Origin of the sequence: Trichococcus palustris, from assembly GCF_900114465.1 — a bacterium.
GTDB classification, from domain to species: domain Bacteria; phylum Bacillota; class Bacilli; order Lactobacillales; family Aerococcaceae; genus Trichococcus; species Trichococcus palustris.
Window position 1 is genome coordinate 40,584 of record NZ_FOTD01000012.1, and the last position, 20,814, is coordinate 61,397.

The 20,814-nt window shown below is 50.2% G+C and carries 19 protein-coding genes; 13 read left to right on the forward strand and 6 right to left on the reverse strand.

The genetic code is table 11. From position 1 onward, the window contains the following. Positions 1 to 298: 298 nt before the first annotated feature. Positions 299 to 2,053 (forward strand): ABC transporter ATP-binding protein, encoded by a 1,755-nt coding sequence (locus BM101_RS09000; protein WP_087032497.1) that lies wholly within the window; start codon positions 299 to 301, stop codon positions 2,051 to 2,053. Next, positions 2,053 to 3,843 carry an ABC transporter ATP-binding protein gene (locus BM101_RS09005; RefSeq protein WP_087032499.1) on the forward strand — a complete coding sequence of 597 codons (1,791 nt, stop codon included), beginning with the start codon at positions 2,053 to 2,055 and terminating at the stop codon, positions 3,841 to 3,843. Before BM101_RS09000 ends, BM101_RS09005 begins: the two co-directional genes overlap by 1 nt. A gap of 93 nt (positions 3,844 to 3,936) precedes the next feature. Here the strand turns inward: BM101_RS09005 and BM101_RS09010 are convergent, their stop codons facing one another. The 5 genes from BM101_RS09010 to uraA all read right to left on the reverse strand — a co-directional run bounded on the left by BM101_RS09010 (position 3,937) and on the right by uraA (position 9,052). After that, positions 3,937 to 5,076 carry an aminotransferase class V-fold PLP-dependent enzyme gene (locus BM101_RS09010; protein WP_087032501.1) on the reverse strand — a complete coding sequence of 380 codons (1,140 nt, stop codon included), beginning with the start codon at positions 5,074 to 5,076 and terminating at the stop codon, positions 3,937 to 3,939. A gap of 6 nt (positions 5,077 to 5,082) precedes the next feature. After that, the gene (locus BM101_RS09015) at positions 5,083 to 5,355 is read right to left on the reverse strand and encodes a putative Se/S carrier-like protein (RefSeq protein ID WP_087032503.1); all 273 of its coding nucleotides are present in this window, start codon (positions 5,353 to 5,355) and stop codon (positions 5,083 to 5,085) included. Beyond that, positions 5,352 to 5,996, reverse strand: a complete 645-nt coding sequence (gene yedF / locus BM101_RS09020) for a sulfurtransferase-like selenium metabolism protein YedF (protein WP_087032506.1) — start codon at positions 5,994 to 5,996, stop codon at positions 5,352 to 5,354. Before yedF ends, BM101_RS09015 begins: the two co-directional genes overlap by 4 nt. Before the next feature lie 25 nt (positions 5,997 to 6,021). Continuing rightward, positions 6,022 to 7,053 (reverse strand): selenide, water dikinase SelD, encoded by a 1,032-nt coding sequence (selD, locus tag BM101_RS09025; RefSeq protein ID WP_087032509.1) that lies wholly within the window; start codon positions 7,051 to 7,053, stop codon positions 6,022 to 6,024. 712 nt (positions 7,054 to 7,765) lie between these two features. Continuing rightward, on the reverse strand, positions 7,766 to 9,052 hold the full coding sequence (uraA, locus tag BM101_RS09030) for a uracil permease (RefSeq protein ID WP_087032511.1): 1,287 nt from the start codon (positions 9,050 to 9,052) through the stop codon (positions 7,766 to 7,768). 459 nt (positions 9,053 to 9,511) lie between these two features. Between uraA and BM101_RS09035 the strand changes: the two genes are divergently transcribed. The 7 genes from BM101_RS09035 to BM101_RS09065 all read left to right on the forward strand — a co-directional run bounded on the left by BM101_RS09035 (position 9,512) and on the right by BM101_RS09065 (position 17,654). Then, positions 9,512 to 10,393, forward strand: a complete 882-nt coding sequence (locus BM101_RS09035) for a VOC family protein (RefSeq protein WP_087032513.1) — start codon at positions 9,512 to 9,514, stop codon at positions 10,391 to 10,393. Between the two features lie 143 nt (positions 10,394 to 10,536). Continuing rightward, positions 10,537 to 11,628 carry a winged helix DNA-binding domain-containing protein gene (locus tag BM101_RS09040; RefSeq protein WP_087032515.1) on the forward strand — a complete coding sequence of 364 codons (1,092 nt, stop codon included), beginning with the start codon at positions 10,537 to 10,539 and terminating at the stop codon, positions 11,626 to 11,628. A 262-nt stretch (positions 11,629 to 11,890) separates the two neighbouring features. Beyond that, entirely contained in the window at positions 11,891 to 12,844 is a 954-nt protein-coding gene (locus BM101_RS09045; RefSeq protein ID WP_256212206.1) for a LysR family transcriptional regulator, read from the forward strand. A gap of 179 nt (positions 12,845 to 13,023) precedes the next feature. Next, positions 13,024 to 13,917 (forward strand): methylenetetrahydrofolate reductase [NAD(P)H], encoded by an 894-nt coding sequence (gene metF / locus BM101_RS09050; RefSeq protein ID WP_087032517.1) that lies wholly within the window; start codon positions 13,024 to 13,026, stop codon positions 13,915 to 13,917. A 1-nt stretch (position 13,918) separates the two neighbouring features. Next, the gene (locus BM101_RS09055) at positions 13,919 to 14,584 is read left to right on the forward strand and encodes a vitamin B12 dependent-methionine synthase activation domain-containing protein (RefSeq protein WP_087032519.1); all 666 of its coding nucleotides are present in this window, start codon (positions 13,919 to 13,921) and stop codon (positions 14,582 to 14,584) included. An 18-nt stretch (positions 14,585 to 14,602) separates the two neighbouring features. Then, complete coding sequence (locus BM101_RS09060) at positions 14,603 to 16,984, forward strand: homocysteine S-methyltransferase family protein (RefSeq protein WP_087032521.1); 2,382 nt, start codon at positions 14,603 to 14,605, stop codon at positions 16,982 to 16,984. Positions 16,985 to 17,177: 193 nt separating this feature from the next. Next, the gene (locus BM101_RS09065; protein WP_087032523.1) at positions 17,178 to 17,654 is read left to right on the forward strand and encodes an SRPBCC family protein; all 477 of its coding nucleotides are present in this window, start codon (positions 17,178 to 17,180) and stop codon (positions 17,652 to 17,654) included. A gap of 75 nt (positions 17,655 to 17,729) precedes the next feature. On the opposite strand, the gene BM101_RS09070 is transcribed toward BM101_RS09065, so the two are convergent. Continuing rightward, positions 17,730 to 18,476, reverse strand: a complete 747-nt coding sequence (locus tag BM101_RS09070) for a YwaF family protein (RefSeq protein ID WP_087032525.1) — start codon at positions 18,474 to 18,476, stop codon at positions 17,730 to 17,732. A gap of 207 nt (positions 18,477 to 18,683) precedes the next feature. Here BM101_RS09070 and BM101_RS09075 point away from each other — a divergent pair, with 207 nt between their 5' ends. The 4 genes from BM101_RS09075 (at position 18,684) to BM101_RS09090 (ending at position 20,811) form a co-directional block, all read left to right on the forward strand. Further along, positions 18,684 to 19,034: a nitroreductase family protein gene (locus tag BM101_RS09075; protein WP_087032526.1), complete on the forward strand. Its 351-nt coding sequence runs from the start codon at positions 18,684 to 18,686 to the stop codon at positions 19,032 to 19,034. Beyond that, positions 19,031 to 19,465, forward strand: coding sequence for a nitroreductase family protein (locus tag BM101_RS09080; protein ID WP_087032528.1), 435 nt, complete (start codon positions 19,031 to 19,033; stop codon positions 19,463 to 19,465). The genes BM101_RS09075 and BM101_RS09080 overlap by 4 nt, the downstream gene beginning before the upstream one ends. Positions 19,466 to 19,611: 146 nt before the next feature. Continuing rightward, positions 19,612 to 19,872 (forward strand): SHOCT domain-containing protein, encoded by a 261-nt coding sequence (locus BM101_RS09085; protein WP_218149915.1) that lies wholly within the window; start codon positions 19,612 to 19,614, stop codon positions 19,870 to 19,872. 36 nt (positions 19,873 to 19,908) lie between these two features. Continuing rightward, a complete protein-coding gene (locus tag BM101_RS09090) occupies positions 19,909 to 20,811 on the forward strand; it encodes a radical SAM protein (RefSeq protein WP_087032530.1) in 903 nt (300 codons plus the stop codon). Positions 20,812 to 20,814: the final 3 nt, after the last annotated feature.

Here is a 20,814-nt window from a genome sequence, read left to right on the forward strand (position 1 = left end):
GAAGGTTCGACGGAAGGTTATTATCGCGATGGAGCAATCAAAAAAACCGTCGCCGACTTTTCGGAAGGTTTTTCCGACAGGATCTGCGCCAAATACCCCGCCGCCGCGATCCCCGATCCGGTGGCGACCGAAAACAGAGAATGCAGGAATTCTCGAATGGAACATTCCTGAATAACCTGGCTTAGAAATCTGAGAATAGCAAAAAAGGGTTGACTCAATTAGAGACAGACCCTACTCATTGACTTAAGACTCATCCCTATCGATAAATTCAAAAAAAAAAAAAGAAGAGAGCGAAATCATGATTAATAGTTTCAAAAAATATACCTGGTTTTTCAAGTTGCGCTGGAAAAGCTACACGTTTGGTGTTTTAGCGTTGATCATTTGTGCCATCCTGCAGGTCCTTAACCCTAAAATCATCGGGACGATTATTGACGGCTTTATAGCGGGAACGTTAACCTGGCAGACCTTGCTTTTTTGGACTGCCCTGATACTTATTTCTTCCCTGGCAATGTACGCTTTACGATACGGATGGCGGATGGCTTTGTTCGGAAACTCGACCTTGATTGAGTCCATCCTGCGTAATCGTCTGTTTTCTTTTTTCACGCGAATGGATTCAGAATTCTTTCAGAAATATCGTACAGGCGATTTGATGGCCCATGCCACCAATGACTTGGCCGCCATTCGCTTTGTTGCCGCGGATGGTGTTTTGACTTTAACGGACGCCATCTCACTGGGCGGAATAACCCTCTTTTCCATGTTCTTTTTCATCGATTGGAAACTGACGCTCTTCGCCATTTTACCCCTTCCTATTCTGATCATTGTTTCCACCTATTTAGGAAAACAGATCCATTCCCGCTATCGGGGTGCCCTAAAATCTTTCTCATCCATGAACGACCACGTTCAGGAAAGTGTAACGGGCATGAAGGTGCTGAAGACACTTGGCGAAGAAAAAGAGGATTTGTCCGCTTTTAAAAAGAACACGCAAAAGGTTGTAGCCGAAAATCAACGGGTATACAAATTAAAAGCGGCTTTAAACCCAAGTATAGAAATCATTATGGGGGCCACTTATGTGATTGCCTTATTGGTTGGTGGGAATTACGTTCAAATTGGGCGTATTTCGATTGGCGATTTAGTGGCCTTCATTAGTTATATCGGCATGATGCAGTGGCCATTATTGGCAGTGGGCGGACTTATTAACACGCTGGAACGCGGAAGTGCGGCTTACGATCGGGTAGAAGCTTTACTAGCCTATACACCTGCGATTGTGGAGGTGGAATCTCCCTATCATCAAGCACTCAATGGCGATATCACTTTTGATATCCAATCCTTCACTTATCCGGGTGCTGCGCAACCAACTTTAACGGATGTCTCTTTCCACTTAGAGGAAGGGAAAATGCTGGGTGTTGTGGGCAGGACCGGATCGGGGAAGAGCACGTTGTATAAACTGTTGCTGCGTGACTATGATCAGTATGAGGGAAGGATTTCATACGGGGATATCGATATAAAAGAGTATGCTTTGCAGTCGCTCAAAGAAGGAATGGCGATCGTTCCGCAAGAGAATTTTCTGTTTTCAACCACGATCCGCGAGAATATCCGCTTTGGAAATCCGCAGTTGTCCCAAGAAGAAGTAGAAAAATATGCGAAGTTGGCCAACGTTCATGAGGACATCCTGAGCTTTCCGGAAGGGTACGATACGGAAGTTGGCGAACGAGGCGTTTCTTTATCCGGTGGCCAAAAACAGCGCATTGCGATTGCGCGCGCTCTAGCGGTAGGACCGGAATGCCTCATTTTGGATGATTCCTTATCGGCCGTGGATGCTCAGACAGAAGAAGCAATCTTAGAGTCCTTAAAACAAGAGCGGCGCCATAAAACTACGATCATTTCTGCCCATCGCATCAGTTCCATCATGCACGCGGATGAAATCATTGTAATGGAAAAAGGCAACATCGTGGAACGCGGTACTCACCAACAGTTAATAGCAATGAACGGGTGGTATGCGGATATGTATCAAAAGCAACAACTGGAGAAAAAATTAGACGGGGAGGCAGTATAGTGGACACAAAAAAACAAACTGCTTTTTCATATAAAGAATCCTGGAACATTCTACTGAGTATGTTCCGTTTTGCCAAACCTTATCGATTCCTTTTCGTCGTTTCCTTTGTGTCTCTGGCATTCGCTTCAGCCATTGCCGCCTATTTGCCTATTGTTATTCAGCGGTACATTGATGATGATTTAGCGAATGGAACAGCCACACTAGCGCTTACGATTCGTGTGGTCATCTTTTATGCGGTACTGACCATCCTCAAAGCGGGATTTTCATACGTGAAGGATTTTCTCTTCAATACGGCATCAGAAAGAACCGTGGGGAACATCCGGGAGCAAATGTATGAGAAGGTCGTTTCCCTGGGTATGCGCTACTTTGATCAGACGCCTGCTGGCACTGTGGTTTCGAGGGTAACCAATGACACGGAGACCATTAAAGAATTTTGGACGGTCTTTTTGAATATTTCTAATGGCTTATTCAATGTCATTGCGATTACGATTGCCATGTTCGTCCTGAATTGGCGGATGGGGCTTGTCTTCTTTTTATTCGCGCCTTTCATTGTTTGGATGGCTGGAATCTATCGAAAGAAAAGTACGCTTGTCTATGGCCACATGCGAAAAATACTCGGTCAGCTGAACGCCAACTTGAGTGAATCCATCAGCGGCATGAGCATCATCCAGAAATATCACCAAGAAGTGCGCTTGATGGATGAGTTCAGCGACATCAACCAAGAATATGTGGCCGCTCGTCGTTCCATGTATAGCATGAACGCCTTGTTGCTGGCGCCAGCAATCAATGTCATTGAATCGGTCGCTCTCGTAGCGGTGCTGCTTATTTTTGGCTATCAAGATTGGAGCCAGAATACAGTTGACATCGGCCTGGTGTATGCTTTTACAGCATATTCCCGTTCCTTCTTCCAGCCCATCAGCCAGATGATGAATAGCCTGAGTTCCTTGCAGGATGGCATTGTTTCTGGAAACAGGGTTCAGGAATTGATGAAAAGCGAAGAACTTGCGCCGCAAGCTAATCCCGAAATCGAGGGGAGCATTACGGAAGGGCATATTTCCGTAAAAAATCTCAATTTCTCCTACGATGGCAAGAAACCCGTGTTGCGCAACATCAGCTTTGAAGTGAAGCCAGGGGAGACGGTGGCGTTGGTCGGTCAAACGGGATCGGGAAAAAGCTCCATTATCAACGTCCTGATGCGTTTTTATGAATATCATGAAGGAGACATCACCATTGATGGTTATTCCTTGAAGGATATCTCGATCGAAGAAATCCGGACGAAGATGGGGCTCGTTTTACAGGACAGTTTTTTATTCTATGGAAATATCGCGGATAATATTCGCATGCACAATGCTGCCTATACAGAGGCGGATATCAAGCAGGCTGCTGCATTTGTCTATGCCGATGATTTCATCTCGGAAATGGAGAATGGCTATGCTTCGAAGGTAGTGGAACGAGGCGCAAGCTTATCCGCAGGGGAAAGGCAGTTGATCAGCTTTGCGAGAACGATCCTGCGCTCCCCAAAAATTCTGATCCTTGACGAAGCGACAGCCAATATCGACACCGAAACGGAAGAGAAAATCCAAAAAGCTTTAGCCAACATGCGGAAAGATCGAACGTCTTTAATTATCGCCCACCGTTTGTCGACTATTAAAGATGCGGATCAAATTTTGGTTTTGAGCAACGGGGAAATTGTCGAGCGAGGCAACCACGATGAATTGGTTGAGAAAAAAGGCATTTATTATGACATGTATCAATTGCAAACGTACCAGGAAAAGACGGGTGAATTGTAAGTCATATAAAAACATATTCAAAAGACGCATATAAAACGAAAAGCACCTCCTTGAATGGTTACGATAAAACGTACCCGTTCAAGGAGGTGCTTTTTATATAAAGGCAAGCTGACGCAATGCATCCGCGCCATAATCCATTTCGGCCAGCGTGTTGAACGTTGAAAAGCTGAAGCGCACCATCCCTTGACGCTCCGTTCCGAAAGCTGTGTGGATCAAGGGCGCACAATGGGCTCCCGGACGGACCGCGATGTCGAAGTCCATGAAAAGGGCATCGCTGAGATCGCCGGAAGACCAGTCCGCCAGATTGAGGGAAACGACCGGGGCGCGGCGATGCTTCTCATCGAAGCAACCGTACAGCGTGATGCCCGGGATATCCTTGATTTTTCCGTAGAACCTGCGGGTCAGCTGGTCCAAACGGCTGCCGATTTCCGCTATGCCGATGTGTTGGACGTGGGCGATGCCCGCATCGAGACCGGCCAGGCCATGGACGTTCTGGGTTCCCGCTTCAAAGATGGCCGGGAAATCCAGGGGCATTTTTTTATCGAAGGAATGGAATCCGCTGCCGCCCGTGAAGACAGGCCTGAAAGCCAACGGTTTCTCCCCGAGGCAGATGCCGCCGGTTCCTTGGGGGCCGTACAGGCCTTTGTGGCCGGTGAAGCAAAGGACATCGATGTGTTGCCGCCGCATAGCGATGTCCAATATGCCGGCGCTCTGGGAAGCGTCGACGATGAACAGCAGATCGTTTTTGCTGCAGAAATCGCCGATCCGTTCCAAATCTACGGCGTTGCCGGTGACGTTGGAGGCATGGTTAACTACGACCGCCCGGGTATTGGTCTGCAGTAGCGCGGCAAATTCCGGGTAGCTAAGCTTTCCTTGTTCGTCGATGGACACGAAGGAAAGTTCGGCCCCTTGCTCTTCCAACTGATAAAGGGGGCGCAGGACGGAATTGTGCTCAGTGACGGTCGTGATGATATGGTCTTCCGGCGTCAGCAGGCTTTTGAGGACCATGTTCAGTGCCGCGGTGGCGTTGGCTGTGAAGGCGACAGTTGACGCACCGAATAAGTCCGCTGTTTTGCTACGGACCGATTCGGTCAACCGCAAGGCATTCAATGAGGCGGTATGGCTGCCTCTGGCGGGGTTGCCCAATTGCCCGTCTGCGATGGCATGGAAGACGGCTTGGGCGACGGCATCCGGTTTTTTCAAGGTTGTTGCGCTGTTATCGAAATAATACATATCATCTCATCCCTCCCACTCTGTCACAAATTTTTTGCGGTTTTCGAAGCGGACTTCGTAGCAGCCGTCCAGGGATACATTCTGCCCGGAAAGGAGCATTCGGATTTCGGATAGCTCTGCCAAAATGGTCTGGAGCACCAATCCGCATCCAGCCGAAAGCTGTTCCGGCATGGGGATCAGGCGGCACGCATAGCCGGCGGCAAGCACGCTTGCTTCCGCCGCCGCAGCTGCCTGCGAAGTGGGGAAGGCGATGATGCCGTAGTGTCTGCGGTCGATCATGGGGATACCGTTTTATAGGTGCGCTCGATTTCAACGATACGGTACATATTGGTGATCTCCCCGACGGCAAACTTCTCCTTGAGCCCATAAAATTCCACGCAGATGCCGCAGGTCAGGATCTCCACACCTTCAGCGGCCATCGCTTTCAGGTCGTCCAGAACGGGTGAACCTTCAGCGGTCAACTGGGCGCCCGCATTGTAGCAAAGGATTTTTTCGGGCAAAACTTCCTGTTCCGACAAGGCGAAAATGAAGCTTTTCATCAAAGTTTGCCCCAGTTCATCGGCACCGCTGCCGATGCTAGCGCTGTTCAAAATGACGACATAGCCGTTCTCTGCGTGTTCCGCAACTTGTGCGGCTGCTCCTTTTGCTTCGGAAGGAGTCGCTTTGCTTTCGACTCCCGATCCGGTTGCAGCAATACCCTCGCCGGCCGAGGCTGTGAGGGTCACTTCATATAATTGGTCGTTGATTTTATCGATATGGCTGCCGATTTTCAACTGTTCCGCCATCTTGGCCAAATTTTGCGTCGCGATTTCATTGTCCACGCTGACAAGGATATCCTCGCCGGCATGTTCTTTCAGCGCCCGTTTGGTCAAAATGACGGGCATCGGGCAGGCTTGTCCCACTGCATCTATTTTTTTCATCTTAATTCCTCCTCCTTAATGTAAATCAAAGTTCAACCGCGATTTTTATATCGTCTTTTGCCGTCACTTCGCCGATGATCCCGCAAGGCAGACCCAAAGCTGCGACTTTTGCCAGAAGCGACGTTGCAGCATCGGCAGAGACACTCACCAACAGTCCGCCGGAAGTCTGCGGATCGAAAAGGATTTCTTCAAGGGCGTAGTCATCCATGCGGAAGGCCACATCCTGCGCCAGATGGTTCCGGTTCCGCTGGCCGCCTGCTGTCGTGAGGAACTCCTTGGCCCCCTCGTAGGCTCCGGGAAGGCAAGGGATGCTGTCGGCATAGAGCGTCGCTGAAAACTTATCGGACAGCATCTCGGAAAGATGACCCAACAAACCGAAACCGGTGACATCGGTGCAGCTGTGGACCTCATAGCCGCGCAGAATTTCCGCTGCGTAGCGGTTAAGGGTGGTCATGGATTTCGCCGCAAAATCAAACGAATCCTGTTCCATTTCGCCCGCGCTGTAGGCGGTGGTGATGATGCCCGTGCCCAAAGGTTTCGTCAGCAGCAGGACATCGCCCTCTTCGCAGGTGTCATTGCGGTAAATACGGTCGGGATGCACTTTCCCCAGGACCGAAAGCCCGTATTTGGGTTGGGGGTCGTGGATGGAATGGCCGCCCACCAGGACACCGCCTGCTTCCTGCACTTTCCTTGCCCCGCCTGCCAATATCTTGGCCAAGATGGCAGTTGATTTCGTTTCCGGCCAGCAAACGATGTTCATGGCGGTCAAGACTTCCCCGCCCATGGCAAACACATCGCTCAGCGCATTGGTCGCCGCTATCTCCCCGAAGAGGGTGGCGTCAGCCACCATAGTGGGAAAGAAATCCAGCGTCTGGATCATGGCCATATCATCGTTTATCCGAAAGACCGCTGCATCGTCGGAAGAGTCGAAGCCGACCAAAAAGTCGGGATGTTCCTGTTTAGGCAGCTGGCTCAGCAGCTCGCCTAAAACGCCGGGACCGATTTTGGCGTTGCAGCCACCGCATATAAATAATTCTTCCATTAATTCCTTCTCCATGTTCTTCCTCCGATTTCATGTTTTTAGTTTTCGGAGACCCGTGACTTCAGTCGTGGGAGGAGAAAACGCTCGGCCCACCGGGCCGAAGGTCCTCCTTTTTCTCCGAACTCCTTTCTTTTACTTTTGGGGAACTCCTGTTTGGGTGCCCCGCTTGAAAAGCGGTATAATGGTGCTGAGGAAAAGAGGTGAAACGCGGCGATTTTCCAACCACCGCACATCGAAAAACCGTAAGCGCCCAAACCTGAATTCCAGGAGAAAACCGTTATGTGGGCAACGCTCACTCAAGGCACTCGCTGGAGACCGCACCACCAAGGCGCTGAATCCGAACGGCCATCGATTCGGTACCGCTCCGGCATGTCCGGTGCGGTAAGGGCGAAGTCAACCGTCCTGCGGGGGCAACCCCGGATATTCCGTCACATTAAGGCAGGAGCGTCTCCGGATGCGTCCGCACTGCCAGACAGGAATAAGCCTAAAGGGCGCTTGCGAAACAAGCGCTCCCGTCGCACAACGACGGAGGCAAGCCCGTGACTTCAGTCATGGGTAGTTGACCGATAAATAGATACTATTTATTATATACCTATTGGAGCGCAGTTCTATCATCGAATCGATATTTTTTTCGGGAACAGGGTACCGATGAGCGCTATACTAAAAAAGAAAGAGTCTGGAGCCTCGTCAGAAATACTCTGACTGGCTCCAGACTCTTGTTGTTGGATTATAGATCAGCTACGTTTTGGTCTGATTCGTTCATCAGACCGGCTTTGTCGAACAGGTAGAATAATAAGCTCAACACGATGCCGACGACACTCGCAAGGACCATCCCTTTTAATTCGATGCCGGCAAAGTTTACGGCAATGCCGCTTAGACCCGTAACAAAAACGATGGAAGTCAAAATCAAATTCTTGGATTTGCTGTAATCCACGTTTGATTCGACCAACAGACGCAAACCACTGGTACCGATCATGCCGTAGAGCAGGAACGTAACCCCGCCGATGACATCACCGGGGATCGTGGAGATCAAAGCAGCCAAGGGCCCGAAGAAGGACATGAACATGGAGAAGATGGCGGCACCGGCGATAACGCGAACGCTGTATACGCGGGTGATGGCCATAACGCCGATGTTTTCGCCATAAGTCGTTGTCGGAACCCCGCCGATCAAACCGGACAAAGCGGATGCGAAGTAATCCGCAAACAACGAACGGTGCAAGCCGGGATCTTTCAGCAAGTCACGGCCGATGACGTTGGAAGTGACGACTTGGTGACCGATATGTTCAGAAGTCAGAACCAAAAGAACCGGTAACATGGTCAAAATAGCATTCATATCAAATTTTGCCAATTGGAAATGAGGCATCGTAAACAGGGCTGTCTGCATCACGGGAGTGAAATCAACCATGCCGAATGCGATTGCCGATAGGTAACCAACGACGATTGCAATCAAAATAGGGATTGTCGATAAAAAGCCTTTAAATAAGACCGAACCTAAAACCGCTGTGCCCAAAGTGATGAAAAAGACAGCGAAATCCTGCGCTGTGGCAGTATCGGTCATCAAGTTAGCGCCGATGGAACCACCTTTGACGGTAAGGCTCGCCAGCTCCAACCCGATCAAGGCAACCACGGCACCCATCGCTGCCGGCGGAAGCACAACATCAATCCATTTCGTGCCGACGCGTTTAACGACAAGGGCTAAAATACAACCGATGATGCCAAGGACAACGAAACCGCCTTGCGCATAGGCAAAGCCTTGGTGGGCGATGATGATACTGGTGGGGCCTATGAAAGCGAAACTCGAACCAAGATAGGCAGGGGATTTCCCTTTCGTGATAAAAATGAATAATAGCGTCGCGACCCCGTTCATCAATAGAACAATGCTCGGATCAATTCCGAAAATGATGGGTACGAGAACAGAAGCGCCGAACATAGCGAAAGTATGTTGCAAACTTAGTGGAATCAATAGGTTTGCAGGTACTTTTTCGTCAACCTGAATAATTTTTTTTGAAGACATCTCCAAATTCCTCCTATGGGCACAAAAAAAAGCCCTTGAATTTTAATATTCGCAAAAGGACCTAAGGTATCAAATATTCGATTTGTTACCCTTTTTAATCTCTCGGGATTATTTTAAAGGACTCTGCATTGCTTATTTTAGCAATAATCGGGACGGAATACAACAATAATGAGTACTTAAATCACCAAATTTTCAATGCTCCAGAACAAGAAATAAATGAAAAGGCTTCACCTTTTGGAACAGGCTAAATAAATGCAAAGTTCGATAGGCGTCATTCTTTACAATCCTGGGAACCGGTTGTACGATTAAGGCAAGAAATAAGAAGCGCAAGGGTTGGCATCTGTGGAGGCTTCTTCTTGTCCGGATGAATAAGGCTGAACGGTGTTAGGGTCAGTTCCCGGCTTTTGAAACGAATCCTGTAATTTTTAAAGGCAAGATAGATAATGAGGAGGAATTATTATGCAAAAGATTGTTCCGCACCTTTGGTACGACAAAGAGGCTGTGGAGGCCGCGACTTTCTATACCTCGCTTTTCCCCGAATCGGAAATAGTAAAGACTACGAAAATCTATGACACACCTTCAGGGACCGCCGAGACGGTGACCATGAAACTGGCGGGCCAGGACTTCATGGCGATTTCAGCCGGGCCTTTCTTCACATTCACGCCGGCCATCTCGCTGCGGGTGGATTGCAATTCCGAAGAGGAAGTCAGCTTTTTATGGGGAAAACTCTCGGAAGGCGGCAGTGTTTTGATGCCCCTTGATGCCTACCCTTTCAGCGCCAAATACGGCTGGACAACAGACAAGTACGGCCTGTCCTGGCAAATCATGTACGTCGCCGACAGGGAGATTACGCAAAAAATCACGCCGACGCTGATGTTCACCGGCAAAAACGCAGGGAAAGCGGAAGAGGCCATTTATTTCTATATATCGGTCTTCAACGATGCGGAAGTCGAGGGCATGGACTACTATGGCGTAAAAGAAGAGCTCGATGCTCCGGGGACAGTCCGTCATGCTGCGTTCCAGCTTGAGGGACAAACATTTGCGGCGATGGATAGCGCCTATAAGCATGAATTTACATTCAATGAAGCCATTTCTTTCATCGTGAATTGCGAAACGCAGGACGAAATTGATTATTTCTGGGAAAACCTGTCCTTTGTCCCCGAAGCCGAGCAATGCGGGTGGCTCAAAGATAAGTACGGGGTCTCCTGGCAGATCGTTCCGGACATCATGGCGGACATGCTTCAAACGGAAGATGCCGGGAAGCTGAAACGCGTCACGGAAACTTTCCTGAAGATGAAGAAGTTCGATATCGCTGCCCTGAAAAAAGCCTATGCAGGATAGAATTTTCCCATGGATTTTTACGGTTGCTCCTTGCTTTTCCAAATAATGCGATGCCGAAACCCTATCATTTCAATCGGATGGGGTTTCTTTTTGGGGTGGAGAGGTCCGCTGTTGCAGCCAAGGCAGAGAAAGGTTGATAGGGGATGGAAAAGAGGGACATCGGCCACGAGCGCTCAGCGAATCAGCTGCTCAGCGGGAATCACTGTGACAGCGTCGCGGAAACCGTCAGGTGGATGGGGGCCATCCAGGCGCAGGATTATGCGCAGGCTCTCTGGGCAATCGGGGCGCGCATGCCCGGAACGACAAAAGCTGAAATCGAAAAGGCGATCGCCGAAAAACAAATTGTCCGCACGTGGCCGATGCGGCATACCATCCATTTTGTCGCCAGAGAAGACCTCAGGTGGATGCTGGATGTATCCGCAACAAGGATGCTGAAGCAAAAAAAGGGGCGTATGCTTCAACTCGGTTTGGATGAGGGGCAACTGGAAAAAAGCCTGGAACTATTCCAGCGGGAACTGAGATCGCGTGGGCCGTTGAAACGCTCGGAAATGCGCCGCGTGTTGGAGTCAGCCGGCATTGATACGGCGAATCAACGGTTTTATCATATTCTCTGGTACGCGGCACAGAGCGGCTTGATCTTCATTGGGCCGATGCGAGACAGCCAACAAACCTTTCTGCTGGTGGATGATTGGGCCGAGGATGGCCCCCCGCTCGCGCGCGAGGAAGCCCTCCATCGATTGGCTGTCCGATATGTGACGAGTCACGGTCCGGCGACCATCCCAGATTTTTCCTGGTGGGCAGGTTTGACGCTGACGGAGGCCAGAACGGGCATCCATTCGGCAAGGCCGGAACTTTTTGCGGAAGAACGGGATGGCCGGGAATTTTGGCGGTGCGTCCATTCTCCGGATGCGAAACGGAATGCCGCGACGGATTTGCGTTTTTTGCCCAATCTGGATGAATACCTGATCGGCTACAAAGTCCGGAGTGACGTGCTGCCGCCGGAACGGTACGCCAAAATAGCTTCCGAAGCAAACGGACTGTTCCGACCGGTGCTCCACGACGGACAAGTCATCGGTAACTGGAAACCGGCAGTCCATAGAGGGGTTGTCGCTTTGACGATTCGGCTGGCCGAACCTTTCAAAGGCGCAGCAAAACGGATGGAGGAAGAAGCCGAGCGCTACAGCCATTTCATCGGCTTGCCGATGTCATCGGTCAAAATAGAAAACCTTCGTTGAATGAAAAAGGTGATGAGTCTGAACTAAATTAGCCGCTCCCGCAAAGAAAGGCTTGAATGAATGTAAATGTTCGATAGAATGGATTACAGAAAAGAAATTTTTTCAGCGCCAGAATAAAGCGATACAAAAAAGGATAATATTATAGTAGAAACAGAAAATTCCTTCCCCACCCTGAAATAGCTGGCTGGAGAAGGACGGCGTTACATAAAATAAAAAGGAGGAAATGCCGCACCGAATTGTCTCCCGACAAAAGTGGGACAAAATGGACACAGATATTTGTGACGTGGGTGGCAGCAAAAAGATGACTTTAAAACAACTACGCTATATGATGGCAGTCGCTCAGTACAAATCGATCAATGAGGCAGCCAAAAAGCTGTTCATTTCGCAGCCGAGCCTTTCCAACGCAATTAAGGAATTGGAGGCGGAAATCGGCCTGGAACTCTTCACTCGGACGGCCAAAGGGATCACGCTGACCGCTGAAGGAACGGAATTCCTGAAATACGCCCAACAGGTCATCGAACAGGCGGAGCTATTGGAACAACGTTACCTAGATAAAAAACCGGCGAAGCAGCTGTGCTCCATCTCCACTCAGCATTACGCCTTCGCAGTCACCGCTTTCGTCAATATGATCAAACGCAGCGCTGCCGATGAATACAAATTCACCTTGCGGGAAACCCGCACGCATGAAATCATCCAGGACGTCAAGAATCTGCAGAGTGAAATCGGCATCCTCTATCTCGATTCCTTTAACCGCAAAGCGCTCCAAAAAATCCTTCTGGAAAACCATATTGAATTCCATCCGCTCTTTGAAGCCTCGCCGCACGTTTTTGTGAGCGTCAAACATCCTTTGGCAGGCAATGAAACGGTGACATTGAAGGAGCTGGAGGACTACCCTTATCTTTCCTTTGAGCAGGGCGAATATAATTCGTTTTATTTCTCGGAAGAGATCCTCAGCACCGTATTCCACAGAAAGAGCATCCTAGTCAGTGACCGTGCGACTTTGTTCAACCTCGTGATCGGTCTGAACGGCTATACCATCTCCACCGGTGTCCTCAATGCGGATCTGAACGGCACGGACATCGTTTCCGTTCCATTGGCTGTGGATGAGCGCATGGTGATCGGCTGGATCGCCAATAAGAAAGCCCGACTCAGCGTCCAAGGGGAAGCCTACATCGAAGAGCTGCAGGCGGTCATCCGTTCCTATAAGCTGCAATAGAATATGCGACCATAGTTGCGATATAGCCAATACCTATAACTGAATATAATATTTTAGTGTTACCCTATATATTTTTTCCGTGGCATACTGATACAAATGAAATCATTCACATAAAAGAGCTACTGGAAAGTGCCGACAAAGGATGACACAGGAAAAAGAAATCAAGGGGTGCATTATATATGAAAATTAGGGATATGCTTGCAAAGGGGAACCCAACGGTGTCCTTCGAAATATTTCCGCCAAAGAGTACATATCCATTGGAGACCGTATTCGAGACCATGGATAGTCTGAAGGATCTGAATCCCGATTTCATTTCCGTAACCTATGGTGCAGGCGGGTCGACCAAGGGGAATACGGTTGACATAGCCTCAAGGATCAAGAAGGATTTCGGCATAGAAGCCATCGCCCATCTAACCTGCTGCACTTCATCAAAGGAAGGGATCCAGGAGACGCTTGCGTCCATAAAGGAAAGCGGCCTGGAGAACATCCTCGCCTTAAGGGGAGACATACCGGAAGCCCTTCAGAACGATAAAAACTGGAATCCCCAGTATCGCTATGCCTCCGAATTGATTGACGAAATCAAAGCTTTCGGCGATTTCTCCATTGGGGCAGCCTGCTATCCTGAGGGACACGTGGAATCGAAGAACATGGTGGATGACCTGAAAAACCTGAAGCGCAAGGTCGATCACGGCGCCGATTTCCTGATCACCCAGCTCTTCTACGACAATGAGCTCTTCTACCAGTTCAGGGAAAAAATGGAACTCGTAGGGGTGGATAAACCTGTCATAGCAGGCATACTGCCGGTTCTGAACATCAAACAGGTGAAACACATCCAGAAGATATCCGGCTGTAATCTGCCGCCTAAATTCTTGCGGATCCTGGACAGATACGAACACGATCCCCAATCACTGCAGGAGGCCGGGATCGCCTACGCTGTCGACCAGATCATCGATCTGCTGTCTTATGGCGTGGATGGCGTCCACATCTATACGATGAACAAACCGGATCCGACAAGACGGATCATGGAGAGCATCTGTTCCGTGCGGCAGGCTGCATGCAAAGCGGTGAAATAAGATGATGACGGACCTCAAGCAAGTTGCAAAGTACTTGGGCTACGGCAGCCACGTACCCGAAGAAAAAACCATGGCTGACATGGTTTCCATCGCGAATGCATTGGAAAAATCAGTGAGGGCCGGTTGGACGTACGGTAACTATATCCTTGAACAGGATGAAACGGGCCCGGTGATACTGGCGGACACCGCAGTGGAACTCCACGGGAAGAGCATAAAAAGGACGCTCAAGAACTGCAAAGAAGTCTATATCATGGCCTGTACCTTGGGAGCCAAGGGAGACAGGCTGATCGAGCTTGAAAAGATGATGTCCACCACCCAGGGGATGATAGCAGATGCCTGTGCTTCGGTGCTCGTCGAAGCCTATGCGGACCTCTGCCAAAAGGAAATCGAGGCGAAACTGCCCGAAGGCAGCACGCTTACCTTCCGATATGCACCCGGATATGGGGACCTTCCCCTGGCTACGAATAAAGAGATACTGGAGCTGCTGAAGGCCGAAAAGAGGATAGGGATTCATCTTACGGATTCTATGCTCATGACGCCGAGAAAATCCATTGTTGCCATACTGGGAGTGCTGGAGAACAAGGAATACAAGGGCAAGAATCATAGATGCGGAAACCAAAGCTGTGACGAGTGCGAATTGAGCGACGGTTGCCCTGCGAGGAACTAAGGAAGGTTAGGGATAAACATGGATCTATTGAAAAATATTGGAGAGGGCCTAATCCTCTTCGATGGAGCGATGGGGACGATGCTCCAGAACTACGGCATGAAGCCAGGCCAGAATCCGGAAGCGTTGAACCTGGAGGACCCGGAGCTCATCGCGCGGATACACAAGGAATATGTCGAAGCGGGAGCCCAGCTTTTGACCAGCAACACCTTCGGGGCCAATGCGTATAAGCTGTACGAGACAGGCTACTCCGTGAAGGAAGTGGTGGAGGCGGCTGTAACGCTTGCCAAAAAAGCCGCTGCAGGGACGGAAACGTTAGTGGCTTTGGACATAGGACCGATCGGCAAGATGATGAAACCGATCGGCCTCCTCACATTCGAGGAAGCCTACGACCTATTCCGCGAGCAGGTGGAGGCAGGTGCCGCTGCGGGCGCGGACGTCATCCTCATCGAGACGATGTCGGATCTGTCGGAGATGCGGGCTGCGGTCCTTGCGGCAAAGGAACATTCCGGGCTGCCGGTGTTTGCGACAATGACCTTTTCCGAGGACGGCAATACATTGACCGGGACAGAACCCGAAATCATGGCCATTTCCCTGGATGCCCTGGGAGTCGACGTGCTCGGAGTCAACTGCTCGCTGGGGCCAAAGGAACTAGTGCCGATTATTGAGCGGATCTTGAAAGCAACCAACACACCCGTGATGGTGCAGGCAAATGCCGGCATTCCCGTGACGGAAGGCGGCATTGCGCGCTATTCCGTCACCTCGGAGGATTTTCTTGAAAGCGCGAAGGATTTTGCGGCGATGGGCGTTTCCGTCATCGGCGGATGCTGCGGCACCACGCCGGCATACATCAAGGATCTGAAGGGTGCTGCAACATACTTCCGGAAGCGGGAACAACAGGAATTGGGCAGCTATGTCTGCTCCGCACAAAAGAAGGTCCGCCTTGATGGAAAGGTAACCCTGATCGGGGAACGGATCAATCCTTCCGGGAACAAGAAGCTGAAGGAACAGTTCATGGCAGGGAATCCAATGGCTGCCGTACGGGTTGCCTTCGAACAGGTACAGAATGGAGCGGAAGTCCTAGATGTGAACACATCCCTTCCAGGAGTGGATGAACCCGGCTATATGAAGGAAATTATCGACGGCATGAGCGGCCTTGTGGAAGCGCCACTGCAGTTCGACTCGACAAATCCGGATGTTTTGGAGATGGCCCTTCGCCGCTATAGCGGTGTTGCCATCGTGAACTCGGTCAACGGTGAAGAAGAATCCATGACTGCCATCTATCCTATCGTCAAGAAATACGGCGCCTTTGTGGTGGCGTTATGCTTGGATGAACAAGGAATACCTGACGATGCGGCCGGCAGGGCAAAAGTTGCCGGAAAGCTGATCGGACGAGCGAAGGATTACGGCATAGATGAAGGCAGACTTCTGATAGACTGTTTGGTCCTCACCGCATCAGCCCAGCAGAAAGCCGTCATGGAGACGCTGAAAGCCATGAGATGGGTCAAAGAACATTCTAGGTCCTTGACCACCTTAGGGCTGAGCAACGTGTCCTTCGGGCTGCCGTTCAGGGCGCTGATCAACCGCACCTATTTCGCCATGGCCCTTACATCGGGCCTGGATACCGTCATCATCAATCCCGGAGCGGCCGGCATAGTGGACACACTGAAGGCCTTCAATGTTTTGGCGGGACATGACGAAGGAGCAATGGAATACATAGCATACAACAGCGATGCGGCACCAAAGGCGGATGGACCGAAGAAGGCAGTCGGTCCGCGCACATTCAAGGACATCTTGCTTGAAGGGGATAAGAATGGCATCGCGGAGGCGACAAAGGAACTTCTCATCAATGAGGAGCCGCTGTCGGTCATCGATAACCACATCGTCCCCGCTCTGGATGAAGTGGGAAAACTCTACGAGAAGAAGGACATATTCCTGCCGCAGCTCATCCGGAGTGCGGAGACTGCGGGTGTGGCTTTTGAGATCCTGAGAGGGAAACTCACCGAAGGGCATAAGAAGCTGGAACCGAAAGGAACCATCGTCATGGCGACCGTCAAGGGAGACATCCACGACATAGGGAAGAATCTGGCCAAGGTCCTCCTTGAGAGCTACGGGTATGACGTGATCGATTTGGGCAAGGATGTTCCGATAGAAAAAATCGTCGAAACGGTCAAGGAAAGAAAAGTGAAACTAGTCGGCCTATCCGCCCTGATGACGACCACTGTCGTTTCCATGGAGGAAACCATCGCGGCGCTGAGGAGAGAGAATCTGCCGGTGAAGGTAATGGTCGGTGGAGCGGTGCTCACCGAAAAATATTCCAAGACCATAGGCGCGGACTATTACAGCAAGGATGCCCGAGCGGGCGTTCTGGTGGCAGAAGAAGTATTCCGTCAGGAAAAATAAGATTATACATTTTATGAAGACTCACGCCTCCCCAACCCGAAACGGTCGGAAGGCGTGAGTCTTATTGTTTGTATATTTTACAAAGACGGGCAGAAACTGTAAAATAGAAATGGAAGCGGTTGCTGTTTTGTCGGCGATGTTAGGGAACCGCAAAAGGATGGGACCATCCGATTTTGAAAAGGGGTAGAAAAAAATGGGTTATATCAAGAGCCACGTCAAAAAAAGCATCTTCATCAATGCACCGGTTGAAAAAGTAAGTCGCTATTTAGGGACCCCCGAAAACTGGGCACAGTTCCATGACAATCTCTCCGGCATCAAACCGATCAGCGGAAAAGGCGGGCTGGGTTCGGTATTCAAGGCGGATTATGCCATGGCTGAGGAACACGGGCCGGTGGAAATTCTCATCACCCAGTCGGACCTGGCCCCCGAAGGATTCATATTGAAGTCGGCAGTCAGTGTGGATACGATGGATCCAGCGGAAGATTCATATGTCAGACAAAGTTATATTGGAGTCGCAAAGGAGAACGGGACCGAATTTACCTTCGAGGAAGTTCAAAATGTTCCGATTGAAAGGTTCGGCGGCCGTTTCGACAAGGAATCCTATCAAGCATTGCGCGAAAAAAGCTCCGAAAAACTGATGGAAACGATCAAAAAAAGTTGTGAAGCCTAACCGTAAGAGAAAAGGCAACGGGAAATAACAAATATGCACAAAAAAGGAAAATCCATAGTGAATTTTCCTTTTTTCCTATTTTTTGTTCCCACGTCTTCTGAGAGCCAGTTCCCAAGGAGCGTAAAGGACGAACCAAGTGAAAAAGAAAACGAGGATGACTGGAATCAAATAGCCAGGGGAGCCGAACCACTTCTCGAAAAGAATCAATATTGTTCCTTTTTCGGCATAATTCAGAAACAGATAATTGCTTCCCAATAGTGGATTAATGAAGTACACAAATCCCGCGAAAACTAGGAAGAGGGCGATGCATTGCGGCAGTCGCCGGACATTCGGACGAAACCCGTCACCGAATACAAAAAGCAACGGAATCAGAATCAACAACGTGTGCGTCATTGCGAATTCGAAGAATCGGAAACTGAGCAGCGGATAGGGTCCCAAGTTGGGATAGGTCATTGCGGCGATTGCCCCGGGCAAACTCAGGCTGTAAGAAAATTCCTTCAGCACGAGCTTATTTGATGCAACGGCTGCAGTTTCCAAGATGACCGAAAAGCCGCAAAGATGCAACGGCAGCAACCTCAAAATATAGGCCGGGTATCCCATGCCGGTGACCCAAAGCCACCGGGAGAAGTAGACCGCAAGCATCAAAACCGTTGCCGTCCATTTTATCTTTCGCTTTCCGGCATCCGTTTGTCTGCGGTAGATGTAGATGACGAGCAAGATGGTTGCGGTTGAGACGGCAAGTAAACTCAAGTGAGTCAGGCTAAAGGTTTTTACGCCCATTCCGGACGGTAAATCCGATTTGAAGAGCCAAAAGTAAGCCATGGTCAGGACTCCTTTGCGGGATAGCGGAAATCAAGCGGATCAAAGAGACCTCTGCTGGGGGGATTTGTTTCTTTAGCCTCATTTTACCGCTTGCCGTCATCCGGCGCCACTTTCACACATTGCAGCCTCTTTTCAGCGCAGTACCGTTCTGTATGGGGTCAGAATGAACAGCCATCAAATATCAAGACTTAGTCTGGAGGAAAAAACATGGATGCCATCGACAAGAGGAAATCAGTACGAACTTACGCCAAACAGCCCCTTTCAGCCGAACAGCTGGAAGGGATCCGAGCGCTGCTCGACCAAGAGTATCCAGGTCCAATGGGAACCCGCCGCAGCTTTGAATGGGTCGGGCAGGGTGGGAACGGGGATGCCATCAACACCCTAGGCTTCATCACCGGGGAATTTGGCGCTATCGTCGGCTGGGCTGGCGAAGAACCGGATGCGCTTGTCGATTACGGGTATGTGCTGGAAGGCATCGTGTTGCAGTTGGTGGACAGGGGTTTGGGGACGTGCTGGGTGGGGGGAACCTTTTCGAGGAAAGGCGTCATAAAGCCATGAAGGAAGACAGGAGCGGCGATTTGCACATACCCGCCATCGTTACAGTAGGCGAAGCGGGGGAAGGCTTCAATGTTGCGAATCTGTTGCTGTCTTCAAAGAAAAAGAAACGGAAAGACTTCAATGAATTGTTTTTTGGGGAAGATGGCCGGAAAATAGAGGACAGCGGGAAAATAAAAATCCTGGAGGGCGTCCGTTGGTCCCCATCTTCGATGAACAGCCAACCGACTAGGGTGATCTGGGAGGGCAATCAGGTCCATTTCTTTTGCAAGGAAGGCGGAATGAACGTGCACTACATAGACGTCGGAATTGCCATGAGCCACTTTTTCCTCCGCGCCAGCCAAGCTGGGCTAAAGGGGAAATGGACCAAAATCCGTCATCATCCCAAGGCAAAGGGGCGCTATGTCGCGACATTCATGATCGAAAACGAGTGAACCAGGGCAACGGCGCAAAAAAAGAGCATAACAAGAAATAGGTCTGGAACAGTTGGGTACGGAAAAAGATGCGTGCTATAATGGAGTTAACAAATGCTAGCGTTTCCAAATGTGCGCTGGCGCTTGCATAGAGGAGGGGGATCGGGATGCATCCATTTTATGATTCCGTCAGTCAATTGCTGCGGGAAGAGAATACATGGTGGCTGGGATTGGCATCCATGTTTATGTACCTTCTTTTCTGGGCAATCGTCATCATCATTGTGCTGAGGATCTTCAAGAAGTATTATGCAAGGACGGAACATCAGCGGGCAAAAGAGGACACCGCCATGTCGATCCTCCGGGAAAGATATGCTAGGGGCGAAATCGATGCCGAGGAATTCAAGCAAAAGAAAGCCGATCTCGAGTAGTCAACCGGCAACAGGAGCCAACATCAGAGGTGCGTTATGAAATTGCGTTCATTGGTACCATTATCTTATTTTGGGATAACGACCATCCTATTCAACAGAAAAGATCCGCTTGTCGGCTCCATCATCCTCACCGATAAGTGCAATTTGGCTTGCAAGCATTGTGCGGTCAGCAATATCACCTCCATCCTCTATCCGCATCCGCAGATAAAAGCAGAGATGCAGAAAATGTACGCGGAGGGGGTAAGGATCCTCTTTTTTTATGGCGGGGAGCCGTTCCTGTGGCGAGATCATGGGCTCACGTTACGGGACTTGGTGATAGAGGCAAAACAACTAGGCTTTTTGCTGGTGAACGTCGTCACCAACGGAACCATCCGGGTCGATTTGCCGGAAGCGGACTTGGTGATGGTCAGCTTGGACGGCGGAAGGGAAAAGCATAACGAAATCCGTGGCGATACCTACGATACCATCATCGGAAACATCCAGAGCGCCTCTGCAAAGAATGTCTGCCTATACATGGCAATCAACCAGATCAACAAAGGCGAGATGGAAGAGGTCTGTGAGGTCGCTAAACAGCCGGGAAATGTCAAAGCCGTTTCCTTCAACTTCCACACGCCCTATCCCGGAACAGAACGGTTGAAGCTGAGCAGGGAGGAGAAGCAGGACTGCGCCGATCGGATTGCGCGTCTGATCGATGAGGGGTATCCGATCTTGAACTTGAAAAGCGCCCTGCCTTATATCGTGAACAACACCTTCCCGACCCCCTGTAACCAATGCGTGGTCATGGAAAATGGACAGCAATGGGTGTGCGGCCGCTGCATCGACATCGAAGGGCTTTGCGAAGAATGCGGCTTCTTTTTCGCCGCCGAATTTGCGCTCCTCTTCAGCGGGAATGCGAGGGTGATGCTGGATATGTTCAAGACCTACATGAAATATATTTAGGGG